Origin of the sequence: Phocaeicola intestinalis, assembly GCF_014837065.1 — a bacterium.
Classification (GTDB): Bacteria; Bacteroidota; Bacteroidia; order Bacteroidales; family Bacteroidaceae; genus Phocaeicola; species Phocaeicola intestinalis.
Map to the genome: position 1 here is coordinate 70,701 of NZ_JACSPP010000003.1, position 23,942 is coordinate 94,642.

Consider the following 23,942-nt stretch of genomic DNA (forward strand, 5'->3'; position numbering starts at 1 on the left):
TATCGTGCGATGATTTGGGATGAGTTTTTGAGGCATTTTCGCTTCTGTGATGAGGAAGATAGCGGGCTATCTGACGAAGAACAGGAGCGAAAAGGACCAAAAAATCGCCCAAAGCACACACGGAAACGGATACATCAAGCCAAGAAAAACTTTTTGGAGAAATTCAAAACAGCTTCTTATACTTTGAGCGGTGTGCAATTGTGCATTTTTAATGGGATACACACTGCCGGTGTCACTCCTGTTGCCAGTGTCACGCTGGATCGCCAATCCGCTTCTTCAATTACGCCGGGTTACACATCCGGCATGACAAGCAGGCTTTGGTCTTTCCGCAATATAGCTGCGCCGTTTGTAAGATTATTAATCTTACAGCGTGAAGATTAATAATCTTTCGGCATGAAGATTAATAATCTTACAAGCAAGGCAGCTATGCGGATTGGATTTTCAGACTAAACTGATGTTCTGGTTTGGCTTGGAAAAGCAACCGATGGACATAAAATGTATGGGCGTAAATCCGGCTTGACAAATATGACAAGCGACAAAAATGCACACGTTAATAAATATACCTATAAATGGGGATTGACCGATTCCCGTGGATTGTCTTACTTTGCAAACAGAAATCAATTATGAATTCATTTTTTGTTATGTGTAAACCCAAAACATATAAGCCGACCGATAAGATGAGCGACTTGATCTGTGAGAATTATGCGTTGCTGCAGGTGTTGAGCCGTTTTGGAGTATCTTTAGGATTTGGTGACAAGTCTGTTCAGGAAGTATGTGACATGAACGGGGTGGATTGTCCCACATTTCTGATTGTGGTTAATTTTCTGACAGAGGAGAACGACCGGATGCAGGACCATCTGGCACGACTTTCTGTGCCGGCATTGATGGATTATTTGCAACGTGCCCATTCGTATTTCCTCGATTTTCAGCTCCCCTCTATCCGGAAGAAGTTAATAGAAGCAATTGACTTTTCATTAAGCGACAAGGTATCGTATCTGATTCTTCAGTTCTTTGACGATTATGTGGGAGAAGTGAGGAAGCACATGGAATATGAGAATAAACAAGTCTTTACTTATGTGAGAGATTTGTTGGAAGGAAAGAAGACTGAAGAATTCAGTATCGGAGTGTTTGCCCGTCATCATGACCAAATTAATGTTAAGTTGACCGAGTTGAAAAATATTATTATCAAATACTATCCGGCCAATGGAGACAATCAATTGTTGAATGCAACATTATTTGACATATTTTGTTGTGAAGAGGATCTGGCATCGCACAATCGGGTAGAAGATTACCTGTTCGTCCCTGCTATAATGGAGTTGGAAAAGGGGGTAAAATGAAATCAGAGGAAAACATACTGGTGGCTGTAGCCGAGACTTCAGTCATTGTCCGGAGCGGGTTGGTTACAGTGCTGAAACGTTTGCCGGACCTGAATGTTCAAACTGTGGAAGTAACATCGCAAGAAGGTTTGCAACACTGTATGGAAGCGCATAGCCCGCAATTGCTGATAATAAATCCACAGTTCGAAGGCTGGTTCGATGTAGAGGCTTTCAGAGAATGTTACCAATCATTGGACATTAAATTAGTAGCTTTGTTGAGTTCGTTTGTTGATTCGAACCGTTTGAAGGGATATGATGAGAGTATCAATCTGTTCGAAGATATAGAATCATTGGAAAAGAAGATTTCGGTGTTGATGAATTTTACAGACGATGAAGATGCCGATCAGGATGCCTTGAGTCAGCGGGAGAAAGAAATTATCTGCTGTGTGGTGCGCGGAATGACCAACAAGGAAATAGCCGAGAAACTTTTCATTTCGGTACATACGGTCATTACGCACCGGCGAAACATCACCCGTAAGCTGCAGATACATTCGGCGGCAGGTCTGACAATTTATGCCATTGTCAACAAGTTGGTTGAGTTAAGCGAGGTAAAGATGAAGTTGTAATTGGACTATTGTTTGGAATGTTTCTAAAATACCTATATGTAGGTATTGTCTGAATGTCTGAAAGCCGGTATCTTTGCAGCGTTAGTCATATGAAATTACGTAAACCACAAAAGTAAAAAGTTAGTTATTAGTTGGGCACTCCCTGCGAAGTGATTCGCGGGGAGTACGCGCATATAGGGGGTAATTTTCTTTCCGATATCGGATAATTCTTTCTGCCAATAAAGATAATCAGTGTCTTTTCTTCAGATAGCTGTTGTTTGCTTTATCACAGAAGCGAAAATGCTTTAAAAACCCATTCCTAATCAGCGCATGATAAATTAAAATAGTCGATTATCAATTGAAAACTCTTATCTTTGCCATCCGAAAATACAGAACGACGAATTATGGAAAACTTCAGCGAAATGATAGCACGGGCACTCAAGCTGCCCGCGCATCGCGTAGAAAATACATTGAAACTATTGGAGGGCGGCGCCACCATCCCCTTTATCAGCCGCTACCGCAAGGAAGCCACCGGCGGAATGGACGAAGTGCAGATAGGCGAGATACAGGCGCGTAACGAGAAGTTGCGCGAGTTGGCGAAACGGAAAGAAACCGTGCTCTCTACCATTGAGGGGCAGGGAAAGCTTATCCCTGAACTCCGTGCGCGGATAGATGCCTGCTGGGATGCCACGGAACTGGAAGACATTTACCTGCCCTACAAGCCCAAGCGCAAGACACGTGCCGAAATGGCGCGCCAGAAAGGGCTGGAACCGCTGGCGGCGCTGCTTCTGATACAGCGCGAGAACCGTTTGGACGCACGTGTGCATGCCTTCGTAAAAGGCGAGGTGAAGGATGAGGAAGAGGCCTTGAAAGGGGCGCGTGACATTATCGCCGAGCAGGTGAGCGAAGACGAACGGGCACGCAGCCTGGTGCGCGGATGCTTCGCCCGGCGGGGAGTCATCGTTTCGAAGGTGGTGAAGGGAAAAGAGGCGGACGAGGCGGCGCAGAAGTACCGCGACTATTTCGATTTTTCCGAATCTTTGAAGCGTTGTTCTTCGCACCGCCTGCTTGCCTTGCGGAGAGGGGAGGCGGAAGGCATCCTGAAGGTGAGCATCACGCCCGAAGACGACGAGGAATGCATCCGGGGGCTGGAGCGCCGCTACGTGAAGGGCGGCAATGCCTGTTCGGCGCAGGTGGCAGAGGCGGTGGCGGACGCTTACAAGCGTTTGCTTAAGCCTGCTATCGAGACCGAGTTTTCCGGCACCAGCAAGGAGCGTGCCGACGAGGAAGCCATCCGCGTGTTTGCCGAAAACCTGCGCCAGCTGCTGCTTGCTCCTCCGTTGGGGCAGAAGCGGGTGATGGGCATCGACCCCGGATACCGCACGGGATGCAAGGTGGTCTGCCTCGACGCGCAAGGCGCCCTGCTCTGCAACGATACGGTCTATCCGCATCCGCCGAAATCCGAGCGGCAGGCGGCGGCACGTAAGCTGACGACGCTGGTGGAGCAATATAAGGTGGAGGCGATAGCCATCGGCAACGGCACGGCGAGCCGGGAGACGGAACAGTTTGTCAATGCGTTGCGCTTCGGGCGCGAGGTGCAAGTGTTTGTGGTAAGCGAGGATGGGGCTTCCGTTTATTCGGCTTCGAAGACCGCCCGCGAGGAATTTCCCGACTATGATGTGACGGTGCGCGGGGCTGTGTCTATCGGCAGGAGGCTGATAGACCCGCTTGCCGAACTGGTGAAAATCGATGCCAAGTCTATCGGGGTGGGACAGTACCAGCACGATGTGGACCAGACGAAGCTGAAAGCGGCGCTCGACCGCACCGTGGAGAGCTGCGTCAACCTGGTGGGCGTGAATGTCAATACGGCAAGCCGGCATCTGCTCACGTATGTGTCAGGGCTGGGTCCGGCATTGGCGCAGAACATCGTGGACTACCGTACCGCTCACGGACCTTTCCGCTCGCGGAAGGAGCTGCTGGACGTGCCCCGTATGGGTGCGAAGGCGTTCGAGCAATGTGCGGGTTTCCTCCGCATCCCGAACGCCGGCAATCCCCTCGATAATTCGGCGGTGCATCCTGAAAGCTATCCCATTGTAGAGCAGATGGCGAAAGACCTGAAATGTGCCGTCTCCGACTTGATAGCGGACAAGTCGCTCCGTGAGCGTATCCGGATGGAAGACTATGTGACAGACGAGGTAGGCATCCCCACCTTGACCGATATCCTGCACGAGCTGGAGAAGCCGGGACGCGACCCGCGCAAGCGGTTGGAGGCATTCTGTTTCGACCCTAACGTGCATACCCTTGACGACCTGTGCGAGGGCATGGAACTGCCGGGCATCGTGACCAACATCACCAACTTCGGGTGCTTCGTGGATATCGGCATCAAGGAAAAAGGGCTGGTGCACGTATCCCAGCTTGCCGACTATTTTGTGAGCGACCCCACCACCGTGGTAAGCATCCATCAGCAGGTACGTGTGCGGGTGTTGAGCGTAGACAGGGAGCGCAGGCGCATCCAACTGACAATGAAAGAAAAATGATTGATTTTTTTCACCACACGAGGACGCAGAGGAACACAGAGTTTTTTAATTTTTTCCTCTGTGTTCCTCTGCGTCCTTTGTGGTGAAATATATGACAAATAGGAATAATTATGGAAGAACAAATAGAGAACAATTGTTATTGGTTTGCTTTTTACGAAGGGCAGGTATTGATTGAGAAACGGGCCGGCGGGTGGCATATCCCCGTGGGCACAGAGCCGCCGGCAGCTATACCCGAAGGGAGTACCGTGCACGAGATAGGCGTGATGGACGGGTGTGCGGCAAAGGCATACGCCCTGGCGGTACCCATCGAAGGGGATGATGAAAGTCCCCGTCGGATGAAAGACCTGCGTGCCTCGTTCGACGTATTGCCCTGGGACGAATACCGGATGGCGGGGAAAGCCTCGGAGATACTGACGTGGGACCGCGACAGCAGGTTCTGTCCCCGTTGCGGAGCGCCTGCCGGACAGGTGGCGCCCATTGCCAAGCGGTGTCCCGTGTGCGGTATGGAAATTTATCCGCGCATATCGCCTGCCATCATCGTGCTCATCAAGCGGGGCGAAGACGAAGTGCTCTTGGTGCATGCGCGCAATTTCCGTGGCACCTTCAAGGGGCTGGTAGCGGGATTTCTCGAGCCGGGCGAAACGCTCGAAGAATGTGTGCGGCGCGAAGTGATGGAGGAAACGGGGCTTACCATCAAGAACCTGAAATACTTCGGGAGCCAGCCGTGGCCCTATCCCAGCGGCATTATGATAGGCTATTCCGCCGAGTACGAGAGCGGCACCATCAAGCTTCAGGATGAAGAGCTGAGTGCGGGAGCCTTCTACCACAAATCGTGCCTGCCCGAGATTCCCAAGAAACTGAGCATAGCCCGCCGGCTGATAGACGCTTGGCTGGAAGGAAAACTTAATGACTAAAGGGTTATGGACTAGTATTCATTGGGCGATGTGAAAAAAGTGAGGACGCTTTGCATCAGTTGGGTGCGTGCTTTTTCTTCTTGGATACATTCGAAAGGAAAGCCGAGGGCAAAGATGCGATGGTTACCTTTGTAGGCAATGGCGGCACTGGCTTCAGAACCGGCATAGAGATAGACGGAAAAAGCATCGGATACGGGTGCCAAACTTTCGGGCGAAGGAACAGCATAAATTTCGGCATTAGCTTCACGGGCTATGTGGAAATTCAGGTTGTTGCCTTGGATTTTGTTGGTGGACGAATGACGCATGCTTCCTCCATAGTTGTATTTCAAGGTGTTCTGTAGGAAAGTATCGCTGCCTAGTTGGCTTCCGGTATATGTGCCACTAAGCAGCAAATTTCCTCCAGAGTGGCAATAGTCGGTCAATGCTTGTTGCACGTGAAGGCTGAGCGGTTGGTTTTCTGCTCCACGGATAAGGTCAACGATTGGATAGTGTTGCAATTGGGTCGAACCACTTTCCAATGTCTCGTCACTGCACGATACGAATGACCAGTTGCCTGCCATTTGGATAGCTTTACCATGGATAAAGGGATAGTCAAATGTATTACCGGCGATGTATTTTCCTTCCAGTTCATTTCCGCTGTACCCTAGTCCGCCTTCAGTTTCTATTCCGATGCGGCTGCGTTCGAAACTTTGTTGGTATCCGCAGAAGGCGGTTGTGCCGATATAAGGTATGCCGGGGTCGGCTTTTAAGTCGAAACCTTGTAGCGTAGTGGTTTCGATGGTGGCAGGTGCGCTGGTACGGTGGAAACTGTTTACTATCAAGACTGTTCCTTTGCTATGTTTTGCCTTGTATGCCGACAGAATTTCGGAGGGGAAGCTTTCTCCGCCTCGATTAACTGCTGTGACGTAGAAACTGTAAATGATGCCCGGTTCTGCCTGAAATGTGTATTGGGGTTCGCGTACGTAGACTCCGTTGTCGAATCCTCCTCTTCCTATGCGGGTGTAGACAATGTAACTTTGTGCCTTGGCAGTAGGTTCGAGAGGGTCTTCTGTTGGTATCCACCGGAGAGTGAAAGTATTTTTCTTTTTTCCTTCATCGATGGCGAAATGCGTCACAGGGAGAGGTTGCACAGTATATTGTTCATCGTGCATGTCGGCAAGGTATTTCAGCAGGGTTTTGTATACGGAACGTGCTGTGGTAAACTTGAAAGCTGGTTCGTATCCTAATTTTAAGTCGGCGAAATTTTGGTGCGACAGGGTTTCCAATATGGCTGAAGGCACAGCAGGCAGCCGGGTCTCACTATAGTTACGGTTCCACAAGGAGCGTCTTGCCCACTGGATGCCGAAGCGCGAACTGATATCCCGTTGCAGTTCTGTGAGGAGCATGTCGGCAAGGTCGCGCGAGGCATAGCGTGAAATACCGCAAGCCAGCTTCCCTTCATTGAAGCGGGTGGTATAGATGCCAAGTGAGCCTACCAAGCTGTTGTCTGGCTTGAAGCCGGCATCACTGTGTAGGGCAAGACTCAGTTCGAATGGAATGCCAAGTCCTTTTTCCTGTGGGTTGTAGACGGAACTGCCGCTCAGGTAATTGAGCATAAGTGAGCGGGCATTGATATCATCGTTGTAATCGTTTTCACCTTCGCTTTTACTGTAGATGGAGTAAGGCATGCCTGCCCATTGTGCCCAATAACGTGCACCTTCCGCCCATCGTGGCATGCCGCTGGTTTGTCCTTGCCGTGCAATGTTTCCCATTCCTCCCCCGAAGCGTACGGCATCAGCACACACGACACCTTTTTGCGAACTTTCGTTGCTGAGTACCACCATGCCGTAATCGTTCATACCTTGATCGAATTCGAAGGTACCCAGATAGACCCAGGTGCCTCCACCTATACGCTGGTTTACCTTAAATTCGGTCACTCCGCCGTTATGGAATACAAGATAACGTGCGTCAGTAACGCTTTCAGGAAGAGATTGATAACTGATGTAAACGGCATACCGGCCTTTCTCGGGGATGTAGGGAATCCATTCGGCAAACGCTTTTTCAGGTTTCTTGTGAGTGGGGATAAACCGGGCTGTGCCTTCGCGGAAAGGGTTTTGTCCGTCGGTGTATGTCGTGCGTTTTTGTGCAAATCCAGGCAACGATGTTGTTTGCCATACACATTTTTTCTTGTAGTTTACTTCCAGGTATTTGCTTCTGGGGGTGGAGATGTTGTTGTCTACGATGACTTCATGAGGTTGTCTGTCGCGTTCACGAGGGGTAAATACTATGGCTCCTGCATTTTCCAACATTGGAATCAGATAAGGCACTACGATGGATTGGGTGTAGAGGTCTTCGGTAGTGCCGAACAGGCGCGGACGTTGCCAGCACCATTTGTGTGTATCGTTCTTGTAAAACTTTCCGTGGCTTTGCCAGAGTGCAATGTGTTTGCCTTCCAGACCTTGGCTGGGTCGGTAGGCTTTCGATAGGTTGCTCACCCACGGTTCGCCCCGGTATGCTGTTTTTCCGTATAGCCGTGTTTTGTCTTTCTGTTTATTGCGGAAGGCGTTCGGTACAAGGTTTTCGATAGGTTGCCCGTCGGTATATAGGGTCAGTGTGTAATAGTTTGCTGGTCCGGGCAGAAGTTGTTTCAGTTGGCGATAGATAGCCGTTGTGTTTTCTTCGGTGAAAGGTTGATAACCGAATACATCATTGGCGTAGATAGCAAGAGTTTTCTTTTGATGGTCGATAATGAAATGGTCCAGCCGGCATGTTCCGATGTCGGCGTAGTGGGTCTGGTAGTTTGCAAAGAAGTCTTCAAGCCGTTTCTCCACGTTTTTCTCCAGGCTTTGTGCCGGTGCATGGAAGAAGGAAAGGAAAAAGAAGAGAGTGAGGTATAGTTGTTTCATAGGAAATATATGTGTTTACATCCCTGTCATCCCAGTTCTCCTAACTCGAATTTTTCGGGATGTCTGCCCTTGAAATGTCTGAAATAAAGTTTGATTTCGCGCATGTCGGTTTCTATATCTCCACTGGCATAGAGATAACGTTCGGCAAAGATACATTTCCGCTGGTAGTCGATACCTACCAGGATAATTGGAATGTCTGCTCCTGCTGCGATGTAGTAAAAGCCTTTTCTCCAGTTGGGATTTGCCGAGCGTGTCCCTTCGGGGGTAATGGCCAGATGGAATTTCGTGCTTTGTTTTATTTTTTGAATCATCTGTTCAACCAGCGAGGTATGTTTATCCCGATGGACGGGTATACCGCCCATCCATCGGAATAAGATTCCCAACGGGAAAAAAAACCATTCTTTCTTCATCATAAATCCGGAATCGCGTCCGATGGCTGAAATGAACAGCTTTCCGATGAGCAAATCCCAATTGGTGGTATGTGGAGCGGCACAATAGATGCACTTGTCGAAGTCGGGGACAGATACACGCGACTTCCACCTTAATACCTTATAATAGATGAAGCGGCAGAGTGCTTGTTTCATTCCGTTTTTCCGTCTGCTAATTCGTCAATCTTGCCGATAATGGCGTTGATTCCCTCCTTAAAGTCTTCTTTCAGCTTTTTGTAGAATGGTTTGACACTTCCCGGTTCGGTGTGGCTGATACGTCCCACGATATCGTGGTACAGGCAGACGATTTCATTTAAAAGCTGGTCGTATGCCGGACGCTTTTCATCGGATGCCACAGCCATTTCCCATAAGATAAGGCTTGTTACGTGATCGGATGTGTACTTCACGAATTTCTTTAAGTCTCTTCTTTTAGCCATAATGATATTCCTTTTTAGATAAATTGAGTATTGATTGTGGGGTAAAGATAATGTTTTTGTTTGAATTTACCGCTTTCTTTGCGAAAAAATCTTTCAAAACTCTTGTCGGGTGATTTTTTATTACAGACATTTTTGTCGTTACAAAAAAAAAAACGAAATTTGCGAAGCAGAAAAAGTGAATAACTTATATACACCTTTTTAAAATATAAACAATTATGACGAAAAGTGCATTACAAATTGCAAGAGCTGCTTATCAGCCGAAATTGCCTAAAGCATTGAAAGGTGCTGTAAAGGTAGTAGAAGGAGAAGCTACCCAGTCTGTAGCCGATCAGGAGGAAATCAAGAAATTGTTCCCCAATACCTATGGTATGCCTTTGTTGAAGTTCGTAGAAGGCGAACAGAAAGAATTTGCTCCGGTAAATGTAGGTGTCATCCTTTCGGGTGGACAGGCTCCGGGCGGACACAATGTGATTTCCGGTCTGTTCGACGGTATCAAAAAGATGAATCCAGCCAACAGACTGTACGGATTTATCTTGGGTCCTGGCGGTTTGGTAGACCATAATTATAAAGAACTGACTGCCGATGTCATCGATGAATACCGTAATACAGGTGGTTTTGATATCATCGGTTCAGGACGTACAAAACTGGAAAAGGAAGATCAATTCGAAAAAGGATACGAAATCTTGAAAGAATTGGGCATTAAGGCACTGGTTATTATCGGTGGTGACGATTCGAATACGAATGCATGTGTGTTGGCCGAATATTATGCTGCCAAGAATTATGGCATTCAGGTAATTGGTTGCCCGAAGACCATCGACGGTGACTTGAAGAACGATATGATAGAGACTTCATTTGGTTTTGATACTGCCTGCAAGACTTATTCGGAAGTAATCGGTAACATCGAACGCGACTGTAATTCGGCACGCAAGTACTGGCATTTCATTAAGTTGATGGGACGTTCTGCTTCTCACATCGCATTGGAATGCGCTTTGCAGACTCAGCCGAACATTTGCTTGATATCGGAAGAGGTGGAAGCCAAGAATATGTCTTTGGATGATATCGTGACTTATATCGCCAATGCAGTAGTTGCCCGCGCTGCCGAGGGAAACAATTTCGGTACGGTGCTGGTTCCGGAAGGTTTGATCGAGTTTATCCCTGCAATGAAGAAGTTGATAGCAGAATTGAACGACTTCCTGGCTGTACATGCTGACGAGTATGCTGCTGTCGAGCCCAATAAACAACGTGAATATATCATCAGCAAACTGTCGGCAGACAATGCTGCTGTTTATGCTTCATTGCCCGAAGGCGTTGCACGCCAGTTGACGCTTGACCGTGACCCGCATGGAAACGTACAGGTTTCTTTGATTGAGACGGAAAAACTGTTATCGGAAATGGTGGGCAAGAAGTTGGCTGCCTGGAAAGCAGAAGGCAAGTTTGCTGGCAAGTTCTCTGCACAGCATCATTTCTTCGGCTATGAAGGACGTTGCGCGGCTCCTTCCAACTTTGATGCAGACTATTGCTATTCGTTGGGTTATACAGCAGCCGTATTGATTGCAAACGGAAAGACCGGATACATGTCTTCCGTACGCAATCTGACTGCTCCTGCAGAAGAATGGATTGCAGGTGGTGTGCCTATCACAATGATGATGAACATGGAACGTCGTCACGGGGAAATGAAACCTGTTATCCAGAAAGCATTGGTTAAGTTAGACGGAGCTCCGTTTAAGGCATTTGCTGCTGTACGCGATACGTGGGCAAAAGAAACGGCATACGTATATCCGGGTCCGATTCAGTATTTCGGTCCTACAGAAGTATGTGACCAGCCGACCAAGACTTTGCAGCTGGAACACCAGAAATAAGAATAAGACGAGTTAGAGATATGCCAATGTAGATAAGCGAACGGGTCGGTAGTGCTGTGAAAAGATGTTTTTGCAGGCTGTCCGGCTCGTTTTCTTTGTCTGTTTGGATACATTCCTTTTGTGAAAAGATAGGCATTTATTTTTATGGTAAAAGAACCATCTGTTACACACACAGGCTCTTCCAGTCGGACTGTGCGGACAAAGACAAAGGCTCCTTCACGGAATCCGGTTGGAACGGGTAAGAAGAGGAGACCATCCGGCAAGAAGAACCGGCCGAAGAAGAAAATTCGCTTGAGTTTGCCGGTATGGTTGAATTATGTGGTGATGGGAGGGATGGCAGCTTTGGTTGTAATCGGTTTTTATTACCTGTTTATCCGTCCGTATGCATACCGATGGAAGCCTTGTTACGGAACAAAAGCCTATGGTGTCTGTCTTCCGGCTGGATATACGGTGCATGGTTTTGATGTGTCGCATCATCAGGGGGATATCAACTGGGAGGAACTCCGAAAAACACAATATGCGCCTTTTCCTGTACGTTTTGTCTTTATGAAAGCATCAGAAGGGGGCGATTTCAGCGACACCACATTTATTCGTAATTTCAATTGTGCACGTCAGTATGGCTTTATTCGGGGAGCCTATCATTTCTTTAATCCGAAAACAGACGCAGCGCGTCAGGCTGCTTTTTTTATCCGTTCGGTCAAACTGGAACCGGGCGATTTGCCTCCGGTACTTGATATCGAAAAGGTGGGCGATGATGAAAATGCACTCAGGAAAGGGGTAAAGACATGGTTAGGGATAATAGAGCGACACTACCATGTAAAGCCCATTCTGTATGCTTCTTACAAGTTCAAGGAGCGTTACCTGAACGATTCGATATTCAATACTTATCCCTATTGGATAGCTCATTATTATGTAGATTCGGTACGTTATGAAGGTAAATGGAAATTTTGGCAACATACCGATGGCGGAAGTTTGCCTGGCATCAAGGAGCAGGTAGACCTGAATGTGTTTAACGGAACTTTGGACGAGTTGAAGCAGATGACTATTCTTCCCGATTCTGTATTTTTCAGACTTTAGGAGTTCAAGACAGTTCCTACTTATAATTAGCTACTTGAAGATACCAGGTCGTGTTTCCCCGGATGACGGTTTACACGACCAGTTTCTTAGATTCGCTTGATGAACTTTACGGCTACCCAGCGGTTTTTTTCTCGGTAATGTACGAATTCCATACCCAGACTTTCAGCTTTTTCTTGGATGGCAGGAATATCTTCTATATAAAATCCGCTCATATAGAGTTCCGACCCCGGATGCATACATGCTGTATATGCAGGCATGTCGGCAAGCAGGATGTTACGGTTGATGTTGGCTATGATGACATCAAAAGGTTTGCGTCCTTTCAGCAGTGAAGCGTCACCTAGTTCTACATGGATGTTGTTTATGTGATTCAAGGCAATGTTGTCGCGCGAATTGTTTACGCACCAGTCATCTATGTCGATGGCAGTTACCGGATTGGCTCCGCGCATACTGGCAAGGATAGCAAGAATGGATGTGCCGCATCCCATATCAAGTACCGATTTGTTTTTCAGGTCGGCATCCAGCAGTTCGGCAAGAATGGAACTGGTGGTTTCGTGGTGTCCTGTTCCAAAAGCCATTTGCGGATTGATGACAATGTCGTATTCGGCTTTTGGGTAATCCGTATGAAAGGTGCTGTGTATCACGCAACGGTTGTCTATCACGATGGGTTGGAAGAAATTCTTTTCCCATTCTTCGTTCCAGTCTTTATCTTCCGGTTCGGTAAGGGTATAGGAGAGACACACGTTGGGAATCGGGAAATCAGTCAGCACATTTTTTAATGCTTCTTCATCGAACAGCGCTTTGGGAATGTAGGCCTGCATTCCTTCTTCGCAGGGTACGAAGCTTTCGAATCCGATATCCGCTGTCAATGCCGCCAGCACATCTGTAATGGTTTCGTTGCACGGTTGTGCCTTCATTGTAACTTCAATGTATTTCATAAAAGAAAAGTATTGGTTAGTAGCAGGCAAAGGTAATATAATTTGTGTGATAGTGATAAACAGAAGAAGAGAATTTGTATCTTTGTCGCGCTTATTATCAACATCTACTTATGAAGATTCGTAATTATTTATGGGCTTTGCTCTTTTTAAGTGGAGGGAGTCTGACTGCCGTCGGCCAACAGCGGGTAGCTTTTATATCCGATGCGCATATCCAAAACATTGCAGACCATCCCGAACTGGTGCGTTCGATGGAAATGCAGGTGCAGTCCACCCGCTTGTTTAATGAAAACTATTACGCCTTGATAGCAGCACTTGATGATGTGGCAAGGAGGGGCATTACGCTGGCAGTGCTTCCCGGGGACTTGACTGATAACGGTCAATTTGTCAATCAGGAAAAAATCAGGGAGATACTCGATACTTATCATAGGCGGTACGGCATACAGTTTTTTGTGACGACGGGAAATCATGACCCAGTCCGTCCGTTCGGTATGCAAAATGAGGAGCAAGGTTTTCTCCGTGCCGACGGAAGCCGTACTACACAGGAAAACCGATGTGCAGGATATGCCGACGAGATGCACTGCTATGCAGCATTTGGATTTTATCCCCAACCCGGATATGTGTATTGGGAAACCCCTTTTACTTCCTACCGGTACGAAGATTATAATTATCAGGAAGCCTTGCGCGAAGGGGCTTTAGACCGGCGGCAATATACATTGTGCGATTCCTTGCAGGCTACGGATGCCAGTTATTTGGTCGAGCCTGTACAGGGATTGTGGTTGCTTGCCATTGACGGAGGAGTCTATCTGCCCGGTGCGGTGAAAAACGGCGTACAGACTTACCAAGGCTCCAGTGTAGGCTATAATAATGTATTGAAACATAAGGCTTTTTTGCTCCCGTGGGTACGGAAAGTGGTAGCCGAGGCGAAGCGAAGAAATAAAATTTTGGTGACTTATTCGCATTATCCGTTAGTGGATTTCAACGATGGAGCTTCCGGATTAGTACGCAAGGCTTGGGGAAGCAGGAAATTCGATTTGCATCGGGTGCCGGACGAAGAAGTGACAGAAGCCTTTCTGGAAGCCGGCATCAGGCTGCACGTGGCAGGACACATGCATGTAAATGATACGGGAGTGATGCGCGGAAAGAATGGCAAATGTTTGTACAACATTCAGGTACCTTCCATTGCTACGTGTGTCCCGGCTTATAAGATTCTTACAGCTGAAGATGCGGAACATTTCGAAGTGGAAACGGTATTGCTGGATAGTGTCCCAGGTTTCGACAGTCTGTTTGGTTTGTATGAGAAGGAATATGCTTATGACAGGCAGGCAGGTAAGTCTCCGGTATGGAGTAGGGAAGCACTGGCATCAGAAAACTATGCGGAGTTTTGTGACTGGCAGTTCCGCGACTTGGTGCGTGTGCGTTTCATACCGCAAGACCTCCCGGAGATAGTGCGTCAGAAAATGGTAACTATGAATGGAGCGCAGCTTTGGACGTATGTGACAGGCAAGGAAGCACAGACTGGATGGGGAACCGACTGGACGGGACATGATGTGATTGTCGATTTGTACCGTTTGCGTTATGCCGATAAGCTAGCCTTACGTCAGATTTCGAATAAGCGCCTGAAGGAGTACGATGAGTTGTTCAAGGCTGTGCGCAGGTCAGGTGCTGGCGATGAGTTGACAACCCGTCTGTGTGAGATAGCCGATATATTCGAATGCTTCCTGCATGGAGAGCCGAGTATCCATTTTTACATTGACTTGGATACCGACCGGATAACAGATGTGGAATAAAGGCTTCGGTTTTATTGAATTCTGCAACATCACATGTAGGGGCAGGGTCTGCCTGCCCGAAAACATTTACATGGACGCATACAGGTGGGCTAACCCCGCCCCTACATGGGATGTTTGCGGATAGCCACTCAATATAATATATTTTCCTCTTTATATTTCCTGATCTTATTATGTGGCAGTGTAATATCTGCTTACAGCCCCTCAACCGTTTCAAGGGGAAGCCCCGTAATTTGTGCTATTAAGTCAGGAGCAATGCCTGCGGCTTTCATGCCACGGGCGTTTTTAAGGCGTTCTTCCGCTTCACCTTCTGCAAAGCCTTGCTGCCGTGCATATTCTATCGTTACCAACTGGTCGCGGTAAACTTTAAGGCTTGCTTCATATTTCATGCGGTCTTCCTTGCTCATGGCGGCAATGTCCACTATCTGCTCCAGTTTCTCGAAGACAGCCTTACGTGCCTTAAAAGGCAATCTCTGTAACTTTTCCATATTCTTCAATTTGAATGTCCGCCTTTTCCCAATACGTCCCTACATGAGCTATTTGCGGATGTCATCATAGTAGAGACGATGTGCACATCGTCTAGAAATCATTTAATGAATATCCGCATTTTACCCAATTGCCATGTAGGGGCGTATCGCATACGCCCTAAAAACATCCACGTGGATTAGTTGGCGCATTCGGGCGTATGCGATACGCCCCTACATGGGATGTTTGCGGATATTCAATAATCATTTTCACATTTTGTTTCATGCAGACAAAGATAGCACTTAATTCCTAATAAAACACGCAGCGGATAAATATATTTACGCCGCATATGGCATTTGTTTCCCTGCGGCAGTTACAAAAGTTTTATATTCCATGGGCTGGAACGTACATTCCACGCCGTGGAACGTATATTCCAGCCCGTGGAATATACATTCCGCCAGCCGGAATATAAAACTTAGGTAACTGTTTGCAGAAAACCACTTGCCTGCTCGCGGATAATCAGCCTTTTCATTCATTCTTTTATTTTTTTGAAAAAAAATATATTAGCCTATTGTTGTTATAAAATAATATGTATATCTTTGTCCGCGATAAGAAATATATACAGATTTACAGACAGCCGCCTATATACCTTAATATACTATAGTCCGGCTGAGTTCCCGTTTTGATAGAGTATAAATAAAAAGAGATATGCTATGAAGCGTTTGTTATTCGTCCTTTTGTCGTGCATAGGACTCTCGGTTTCAGCGCAAAATTGGGCGGTGAAGACCAATCTATTGTACGATATGACCGCGACCATGAATTTGGGAGCGGAAGTCCGTATGTCCCCACAGTGGACATTGGATGTATCTGCCAACTGGAATCCATGGACTTTTTCTGACAATAAAAAATGGAAACAGCTATCTTTCCAGCCCGAAGCACGCTATTGGTTCTGTGAGGCATTCAACGGGCATTTTCTCGGCGCACACCTCTTAGGCGGCATCTATAACATGAGTAACTGGGATACAGACTTTACTTTTTTGGGCACCGATTTCGGCAAGCTGAAAGACCATCGGTACGAAGGGTGGATGTTGGGAGCCGGCATAGCCTACGGTTACCAGTGGATATTGTCGAAGCATTGGAGCATAGAAGCCGAAATCGGTATAGGCTATGTGTATAGCCGGTATGACAAATACCGGTGCGCCGGATGCGGACGCAAAACAGAAGAAGGCAAAAGCCATCACTTCGTGGGTCCTACCAAGGCAGCTGTCAATCTGATATATGTATTCTAACCTTAAAAGGAAAAACAATGAAATCTATATGCTTTTTATCAGTCCTGTTTAGTTTGCTGACGGCGCCAGCCGTAGCACAAGCCTTGCCGGACGGTAGTGTGTCTGCCGACAGCGTATGCATAGAGCGTCAGGGTGAATACTTGCACATAAGCATGAACGTAGACTTGGATGGATTAGAAGTAGAAGGCAACCAAGCAGTGTTGCTTACTCCTTGCCTCCGCCAAGGAAAGGATTCGTTAGAACTCCGCTCTATCGGCGTATATGGACGCAAACGCTATTATTCGTACATCCGAAACGGCGAAAGCCTGCTTACAGGATCGAAGGAATTAACCTACAAAAGAAAAGAAATGCCCTCCGAAGTGGCTTATGCAGACATAATAAGCTACGATGACTGGATGAACGGAGCAGAAGTAGTGCTCCGGCGGCAAGATTATGGCTGCTGCGGTTCGCTCTTGGCAGAGCAATGGAGTGTGATTGGCGGCTATAAGGAAGCGTTGGTCTATGTTCCCCATTTCGTCTATGTGCAGCCCCAAGTGGAAACGGTGAAGACACGTTCGTTGGACAAGTCCGCCTACATAGATTTCCCTGTGTCGCGTACCGATATACGTCCCGATTACCGCAACAACTGCGTCGAACTGGATAAGATTTTAGCTACGATAGACTCCATACGGGGAGATGCCGATATCACGATCACCTCGCTCTCCATCAAGGGGTATGCTTCGCCCGAAGGGTCGTATGCCAACAACGAGCGGCTGGCACGCGGGCGTACGGAAGCCTTGCGCGATTATGTGGCAGGCCTGTACCATTTCTCAGATGGCTTTATCCGCACGTCCTACGAACCCGAAAACTGGGAAGGTTTGCGGACATACGTGGCTGCCTCTTCGTTGGCAAACAAGGAAGGCATCTTGCGGCTGATAGATGACGACAGCTTGACTCCCGACGCGAAAGAGCGGAAGATACGGGCTTCTTATCCGGCCGATTACGCGCACCTGTTAAGCGAATGCTATCCCGCCTTGCGCCGTTCGGACTATCGCATCGGGTACGTGATACGCAGTTATACCGATGTGGAAGAAATCAAGCGCATTCTCCGCACCCAGCCGCAAAAGTTGAGCCGGCAAGAGTTTTACATGGCTGCCCAGACCATGGAGCCGGGCAGCGATGCCTTCAACGAAGTGTTCGAAACGGCAGTGCGGATGTATCCCGATGATGAAGTGACCAACCTGAATGCCGCCAATACAGCCATGCGGAAGGGTGACCTGCCTACGGCAGCCCGTTATCTGCAGAAAGCAGGTGATATGCCCCAAGCCATCTATGCGCGTGGTGTGTATGCCATGCTGACTAAAGATTATGCCGGAGCACGTAGCTTGATGGAAACTGCCCAAGCACAAGGTGTAACAGAGGCTGGAAATGTATTGGAACAACTGAAGAGAATAGATAATTAAATAGTATAAACGAAAGAAAATTGTGTTATGAAAATCAAGTATGTATTTCTAAGTATGTTGGCATGCGGCATGTTGGCGGCATGCAACAACGATGAAGTTGCGGAAGGGAGCAACAACGGGAATGTTTCCTTAGAGGGGGAATCGTATATGGCCATTCGGTTGGTTGCTGCTAATGAAACTGGAACTCGGGCTTCAGAAGGTAATCCTGCTTTTGAATTGGGCGAAGGAGACGAAAACGAAGTGACTTCTGTTGACTTCTATTTTTACAATGATGAAGGCACTTTCGTAGTGAAAGGTAAAACCATTAGTTCTTTTAAATGGAATGACCAAGCAGAAGGAAGCAATATTGAATCCATTTCTAATGTAATGGTCGTATTGGAAAATGTACCTGAAGCCCCTACTCAAGTACTTGCTGTGCTTAATGGCGGAAAGGTAGTCGGCGATTTGACGAATATGGATATGGAGGATGCTTTGGGAAAAACAATCTCTGCATACAGTTATCAAGCTGGTGAACCAGAAAAAACCTATTTTGTCATGTCAAACTCGGCTTACGTAACAGGAACCGGAGTACAATGGGCTACTCCTATCACGACTGCTAATCTGCAAAGTTCAGCAGATTTGGCAGAAGACCATCCTGTAGACATTTATGTAGAACGGGTTGCAGCCAAAGTGGAATTGGCTAAAAGCGGTTCATTTTCAGCAAGTGTAAATGGTGATATACAAGTAGATGGTAAAGACGCTGAATTGGAAATTACTGTTAATGGTTGGGGACTAAGCGGTACGAACAAATCAGCATATTGCGTGAAGAATATTCAAAATACTGCTTATTGGACAGATTGGAATGCTGAAAGTAATCACCGTTCTTATTGGGCTGAAGACCCCAACTATTCAACAGGCAATTATCCCAGCGATTACAATGGGTGGAATGCTGAAAATGCTGACCACTGGGCGTTGAATTATATTACTTATAACGACCTTACCCTTTCTGCTGAAGCGGGAAATGAAGCTTCCGCTTATTGCTTAGAAAACACAATGGACAAAAAGACACTTGCTTATGACGCAACAACCCAATCCATTCAGGAACCAGCCGTTACTCATGTATTGATCGCTGCAACAATGAAAGTAAAAGAAAGTGCTGCTCAAACTTTATATCGTTATAAAGGTTATTTCTATACAGAAAGCGAATATAAAGAAGCTGTATTAAGCGATTGGGAAGCTACAGGTGAGGGTATGATTTATACCAAGACCGAAGGAGTAGGAGAAGATGATCCGGACACATATACGCCGCTTGCTGTTTCGGATGTTGAGATAGAAGACAAAGGTGCCGGTAAAGTGAACCTTAAGTTGACAACCGCTGCTTTAGCTGAGACATGGTATACTTTGGAAAGGTATAATCCAGAAACAGGGCAAGCAACAAACGCAACAAAAGTTGATGAGGAAAAGTTGGCCGGTCTCTTTGCGGCTGTAAATGATGCAGACGGTTTCAAGGACGGTAAAATGTATTATTGCGTACCTATTGAGCACTTGAATGCAGCAAAAGGTGAAGTCGGCAGTTATGGTGTAGTGCGTAACCACCTTTATAAACTGACTTTGGATAAAATAAAGAATTTAGGTACAGCTGTTTATGATCCGGCAGAAGCGATTATTCCGGACTATAATCCTGAAACCTACTATGTAGCAGCAAGGCTGAATATTCTTTCTTGGCATATAGTCGAACAGAATGTAAGTCTTTAACCAAGCCTGATATACATAAACATTCCGGCAAGCGGGCGCAACGTCCCGCTTGCCATACGATAAGATAACCCAACTAAATTACATCCATCATCTCTATGAAAGTACTGACTTGCATAAGTAAACAGAAAATCCAATGGCTGCTTTTGTGGATGGTAGGCATACTGGCGGCATCATGCGACACCATCTACGAAGACGAAGGAGACTGTACCACCTACTTTCGGGTGAAGTTTACGTACGACATGAACATGAGCTTTGCCGATGCCTTTGCTCACAATGTCAAATCAGTGACGCTTTACATCTTCAACGGCGAAGGCAAATTGGTAAACACCCTGTCAGAAAGTGGGTCTGTATTGGCAGAAGACGATTATGTGATGAACCTCGGTATCGAACCGGGAACCTATACCTTGGTGGCATGGGCTGAAGGATGGGAAACAGGAAGCACATTCACCTACCCCATGATGCAACCCAATGTGCATTCCCTGCACGACCTCACTTGCCGCATGAACCGCGAATACGATGAAGGCAACGCCGCTTATATCGACAATGACTTGACACCGCTGTTCCACGGCATTGCCCAAAACATCGAACTGGAAGAACTGTTGGACGGAGGCGAGCAAATCATACCGATAAACTTGACCAAGAACACCCACAATGTGCGGGTCATGTTGCAACATCTTTCGGGAGAAGACATCCATGCCGACGATTTCACCTATACCATTACCGATGCCAACGGACACATGAATTACGACAATTCGCTGCTTGATGATGAAACTTTGACTTACCGTGCATGGACTACCTACGAAGGAACAGCCTCATTAGCCAGCCTTGACGGTACCAGAGACACACAAACCTCGGTAAGCGTGGCTATTGCCGAACTGACTACAGGCAGGCTGATGGCAGACCAAGAGCCGGTGCTCACCATCCGCAATGAAAAGGGAGAAACGGTGCTGTCTATTCCGTTGGTAGATTATGCCTTATTGGTAAAAGGCCATTACAACCGCAACATGAGCGACCAAGAATACCTCGACCGCCAAAGTGAATACAACCTGACGTTCTTCCTCGATGAAGACAACCGTTGGGTAAATTCCAGCATCATCATCAATTCATGGCACGTAGTGCTGCAAGAAACAGAACTTTAAGAATTAAGAATGAAGAATTAAGAATGAAGAATTAAGAATGAAGAAACATATCATAAGAACCCTGAGCGTATGTATCGCCCTGCTTTTGCTTTCGGCATGCCGGCAAGAGCAAGACGGGCTTGCCGTTGCGGACGAATCGGCTGCATCGGTACAGGTCAGCTTTACCCTCACTACAGCCAGCGGTAATGCTTCCACCCGTGTGGGTACAGATGAGCCGGGCACTGGATATGAAAACTACATCGACATAACAAACAATAATTTCCGTTTCTTGCTGTTTGATACCGAAGACGATACGTTTGTCTATTCTTTCACACCCCAAAGCGTGACCCCGGCAGGCGCAAGCGGTGAATATGCCCCGACTTACAAAGTAGAGGGAGAAATGCCGGAAGAATATGCCGACTTCAATTATAAAGTGGTGGTCTTGGCAAATTGGCCCGATTACCCTGATGCAAACGATTTGATAATAGACAGAACCACCATCGAAGACATTTGTTCTGCCTATGCATACCAATATACTGCCCCGTTCGTACCTTCCGAGGAGCAATTGATTCCTTTTTACGGTGTAGCTACTATCAACACCACACTTAGCCCGGATATTTCTACCAACCTTGGCTCCATCGACCTGCTGCGTGCCTTATGTAAAGTAGAAGTGAAGTGCAGTGCCGATGGCTTTACGCTGAAAGAAGTCAAGCTGAACAAGTATTCCACCAAAGGAATGTGCGCGCCACTGGAAGTGTACAACAATACAAAGGAAGATTGGGAAAAGAATGAACAAATTCATTTGCCCCAAGATAATACGGTAGGCGCAAGCCTGTCTTTATCAAACCCAGATGGAACTTTCATAGCCTATGTACCCGAATATAATAATGCGGCGTTAAAAGATTCGTATCTGGAAGTAACCCTGACAGATGCCAATAACAAAGAAGTGACTTTAAAAAGCCCGAACATCTATTTCAAAAATTACACAGATGGGAGTCCGGTAGATGGTTCAGATTACGACTTAATCCGCAACCACTGGTATCAGTTCGACATCACTAAAGTGGATGACGGCGAACTGAAGCTCGAATACCGAGTACTGCTATGGGATAAAGTGGAATCAGCTATCGGGTGGAATCCGATACTTCAGAAAGCTGATAAATCACCGGTGGCAGCATGGCGTTTGGCTACAGCCGAAGGGTATACAGATACAGATGTAGAAAATGAGGTAAAAGGAAGTTTATGTATAGATCCAGATTTTAAAAATGCCAAGAGAGGCGATGAAGAAGCCGTATTCTGTTATGTGCTTTATCCTCGCTATAATAGTGACAAAGATAAACAGGGACATGCGCTTCATCAAGGTTTGGAAGACAACACATCTTATGCTGGTTTTTATTTTTATTTAAAAGAACCGGAAGGGGCTATTTGGGAAGCTGTGTTGACCAATACGGAAGATTTTGCACTTAATGAAAATGGACGACATGATATTGATGGAGATGGGGAAGACGACAAAAAATGTGCTGTTAGGGGCATTGCTCGTTCTGAGGCATATCAAATACAAGTATATCCTCTTCATCCATGGACCGATACAGAATTTCAAAAAGATGAGAATGGAAATATAGTAGATGGAGCCGAGTGTGCCAATACTTATTGGGGAAATTTGTGGGAAACCAGTGGAAAATGTAAAAATCTCTATACAGACCTATATATCCGTATTTCCATTGATGGAGGACATACTTGGAATTATTTGGATATTAATCCAAAGGATCGCTATGGCATTGCTTATGATGGTGTAGATGGGTATATTGAGCATACCTATTGGGGTGAAAGACGTTTTGCCGGAGGTGACGATGAAAATGGAGGCAGCTACATCCGTATATGGCAATTAGAAGCAAAATACAATAAAGCTTACGACAAATTAGTAGAAGATTTGGATGCTTCTTGGGGCATAAAAGATTTTTGGGATCCGTATGATAAATTGTCAGAATGATGAATAGATATATAACATATTATATTATTAGCCTATTCGCAGTTTTAGGCTTGTTTGCTTCCTGCGCGGAAGAAAACGCATTGCCTGCTTTTTCGCAAGAGGAGGAAGAAGGTCATGTTGTTCTTTCTTATACAGTAAGTGGCAGCAGCATTGTATCTACACGGGTAGAAGAAAGCAAAGAAGAAGGCAATAAAGGGCGAAACGAAAACTTAGTGAAGGACTTGGATTTGTTTATCTTTCGAAATGGAACGATTATTACCAACCAACCCTTGCATTTCATTCCTGAAAAAAACGACCAGCAAACAGGTGATTATACTCCATTAGAGACCGGTCTTGCTCCCGATGATTTTCAAAACGGTGACCAAGTTTATTTAGTCGCCAATTGTCATGATGTCGTATCAGATGTCACTACATTAGACGGATTAAAAGCGAAAACCGTCAGCAGTTTAATCTGTTATGATAAACAACTCCAATTCGTGATGGATGGGATGGTTACGGTAGACGCAAAAATGTGGACTGATAAAGACCTTCACATTCAGATTGACTTGAAACGTGCCGCGGCCAAAGTACGTCTTCACTTTGCCAGCAGTACGGATTGGAACCAAGTATCTTATCGCTTTTGTCATTATGCAAATACCGCGACCGTGCTTGAACAAGAAGAAACGGAAGAATATACGTATGTGAACAGCCTTTCCTTAATGGATTATACAACTAGGGGAGAAGAGTTGGCAAAAGCTGATCCTATTGAAGAAAACGGAATGCAATGCCTTGTGCTTTACACTTACCCGAATAATTGGCATGATGGAAATCCAGATGATGATAAACTCAATGTGGAGCCTCCTATTAATGATGGTAGGGAAACCCGCATCTTATTAAAAGCACCCTATAATGAAGAATTATATTATTACGATATTCCCGTAAACTTCCGTTTGCCTGAGAAAAACGATGATATAAACATTAATGAAGATTATAAAGACCTTTACCGTATCCAGCGCAACCACATCTACGACATTACGGTGACGATAGACAGGGAGGGGGGTACAGTAAGCAAGCCTGTAACACCTAAATTATATTATCAAGTTCTCTCGTTTGATGAGGAAACTATAGATATTCCGGAATTCCAATAAAAA

The 23,942-nt window shown here is 46.4% G+C and carries 20 protein-coding genes; 14 read left to right on the top strand and 6 right to left on the bottom strand.

Annotated elements, in window-relative coordinates:
- Positions 1-9: 9 nt before the first annotated feature.
- The 5 genes from H9625_RS01615 to nudC all read left to right on the top strand — a co-directional run bounded on the left by H9625_RS01615 (position 10) and on the right by nudC (position 5,372).
- Positions 10-381: a hypothetical protein gene (locus H9625_RS01615; protein ID WP_191762809.1), complete on the top strand. Its 372-nt coding sequence runs from the start codon at positions 10-12 to the stop codon at positions 379-381.
- Between the two features lie 260 nt (positions 382-641).
- Positions 642-1,337 (top strand): hemerythrin domain-containing protein, encoded by a 696-nt coding sequence (locus H9625_RS01620; protein ID WP_087212216.1) that lies wholly within the window; start codon positions 642-644, stop codon positions 1,335-1,337.
- Positions 1,334-1,942 carry a response regulator transcription factor gene (locus tag H9625_RS01625; RefSeq protein ID WP_022040721.1) on the top strand — a complete coding sequence of 203 codons (609 nt, stop codon included), beginning with the start codon at positions 1,334-1,336 and terminating at the stop codon, positions 1,940-1,942. Before H9625_RS01620 ends, H9625_RS01625 begins: the two co-directional genes overlap by 4 nt.
- A 383-nt stretch (positions 1,943-2,325) precedes the next feature.
- Positions 2,326-4,458, top strand: coding sequence for a Tex family protein (locus H9625_RS01630; RefSeq protein ID WP_191762811.1), 2,133 nt, complete (start codon positions 2,326-2,328; stop codon positions 4,456-4,458).
- Positions 4,459-4,568: 110 nt separating this feature from the next.
- Positions 4,569-5,372 (top strand): NAD(+) diphosphatase, encoded by an 804-nt coding sequence (gene nudC / locus H9625_RS01635; protein ID WP_191762812.1) that lies wholly within the window; start codon positions 4,569-4,571, stop codon positions 5,370-5,372.
- Between the two features lie 11 nt (positions 5,373-5,383).
- On the opposite strand, the gene H9625_RS01640 is transcribed toward nudC, so the two are convergent.
- From H9625_RS01640 to H9625_RS01650, 3 genes are read right to left on the bottom strand one after another with little or no spacing between them, the layout of a single operon-like run.
- Entirely contained in the window at positions 5,384-8,257 is a 2,874-nt protein-coding gene (locus H9625_RS01640; protein WP_191762813.1) for a golvesin C-terminal-like domain-containing protein, read from the bottom strand.
- A gap of 26 nt (positions 8,258-8,283) precedes the next feature.
- Positions 8,284-8,841 carry a 1-acyl-sn-glycerol-3-phosphate acyltransferase gene (locus H9625_RS01645; RefSeq protein ID WP_087212733.1) on the bottom strand — a complete coding sequence of 186 codons (558 nt, stop codon included), beginning with the start codon at positions 8,839-8,841 and terminating at the stop codon, positions 8,284-8,286.
- The gene (locus H9625_RS01650; RefSeq protein WP_191762814.1) at positions 8,838-9,122 is read right to left on the bottom strand and encodes a hypothetical protein; all 285 of its coding nucleotides are present in this window, start codon (positions 9,120-9,122) and stop codon (positions 8,838-8,840) included. The genes H9625_RS01645 and H9625_RS01650 overlap by 4 nt, the downstream gene beginning before the upstream one ends.
- 215 nt (positions 9,123-9,337) lie before the next feature.
- Here H9625_RS01650 and H9625_RS01655 point away from each other — a divergent pair, with 215 nt between their 5' ends.
- Positions 9,338-10,981, top strand: a complete 1,644-nt coding sequence (locus tag H9625_RS01655; protein WP_087212730.1) for a diphosphate--fructose-6-phosphate 1-phosphotransferase — start codon at positions 9,338-9,340, stop codon at positions 10,979-10,981.
- A 144-nt stretch (positions 10,982-11,125) separates the two neighbouring features.
- On the top strand, positions 11,126-12,058 hold the full coding sequence (locus H9625_RS01660) for a glycoside hydrolase family 25 protein (protein ID WP_022040714.1): 933 nt from the start codon (positions 11,126-11,128) through the stop codon (positions 12,056-12,058).
- Between the two features lie 86 nt (positions 12,059-12,144).
- On the opposite strand, the gene prmA is transcribed toward H9625_RS01660, so the two are convergent.
- Positions 12,145-12,993: a 50S ribosomal protein L11 methyltransferase gene (prmA, locus tag H9625_RS01665; RefSeq protein ID WP_087212728.1), complete on the bottom strand. Its 849-nt coding sequence runs from the start codon at positions 12,991-12,993 to the stop codon at positions 12,145-12,147.
- A 110-nt stretch (positions 12,994-13,103) separates the two neighbouring features.
- On the opposite strand from prmA, the gene H9625_RS01670 reads away from it, so the two are divergent.
- Positions 13,104-14,780, top strand: a complete 1,677-nt coding sequence (locus tag H9625_RS01670) for a metallophosphoesterase family protein (protein WP_191762815.1) — start codon at positions 13,104-13,106, stop codon at positions 14,778-14,780.
- Positions 14,781-14,971: 191 nt separating this feature from the next.
- On the opposite strand, the gene H9625_RS01675 is transcribed toward H9625_RS01670, so the two are convergent.
- Positions 14,972-15,265, bottom strand: coding sequence for a hypothetical protein (locus H9625_RS01675; RefSeq protein WP_191762816.1), 294 nt, complete (start codon positions 15,263-15,265; stop codon positions 14,972-14,974).
- Between the two features lie 315 nt (positions 15,266-15,580).
- Complete coding sequence (locus H9625_RS17550; protein ID WP_087406948.1) at positions 15,581-15,778, bottom strand: hypothetical protein; 198 nt, start codon at positions 15,776-15,778, stop codon at positions 15,581-15,583.
- Between the two features lie 177 nt (positions 15,779-15,955).
- Between H9625_RS17550 and H9625_RS01685 the strand changes: the two genes are divergently transcribed.
- From H9625_RS01685 to H9625_RS01710, 6 genes are all read left to right on the top strand, one after another.
- Positions 15,956-16,531 (top strand): DUF3575 domain-containing protein, encoded by a 576-nt coding sequence (locus H9625_RS01685; RefSeq protein ID WP_087247292.1) that lies wholly within the window; start codon positions 15,956-15,958, stop codon positions 16,529-16,531.
- Between the two features lie 17 nt (positions 16,532-16,548).
- On the top strand, positions 16,549-17,973 hold the full coding sequence (locus H9625_RS01690; protein WP_191762817.1) for a DUF3868 domain-containing protein: 1,425 nt from the start codon (positions 16,549-16,551) through the stop codon (positions 17,971-17,973).
- A 27-nt stretch (positions 17,974-18,000) separates the two neighbouring features.
- Positions 18,001-19,707, top strand: coding sequence for an Mfa1 family fimbria major subunit (locus H9625_RS01695; RefSeq protein ID WP_191762818.1), 1,707 nt, complete (start codon positions 18,001-18,003; stop codon positions 19,705-19,707).
- Between the two features lie 95 nt (positions 19,708-19,802).
- Positions 19,803-20,846: a FimB/Mfa2 family fimbrial subunit gene (locus H9625_RS01700; RefSeq protein ID WP_191762819.1), complete on the top strand. Its 1,044-nt coding sequence runs from the start codon at positions 19,803-19,805 to the stop codon at positions 20,844-20,846.
- Positions 20,847-20,883: 37 nt separating this feature from the next.
- A complete protein-coding gene (locus tag H9625_RS01705; protein WP_191762820.1) occupies positions 20,884-22,812 on the top strand; it encodes a hypothetical protein in 1,929 nt (642 codons plus the stop codon).
- Positions 22,809-23,939, top strand: coding sequence for a hypothetical protein (locus H9625_RS01710; protein ID WP_191762821.1), 1,131 nt, complete (start codon positions 22,809-22,811; stop codon positions 23,937-23,939). The genes H9625_RS01705 and H9625_RS01710 overlap by 4 nt, the downstream gene beginning before the upstream one ends.
- Positions 23,940-23,942: the final 3 nt, after the last annotated feature.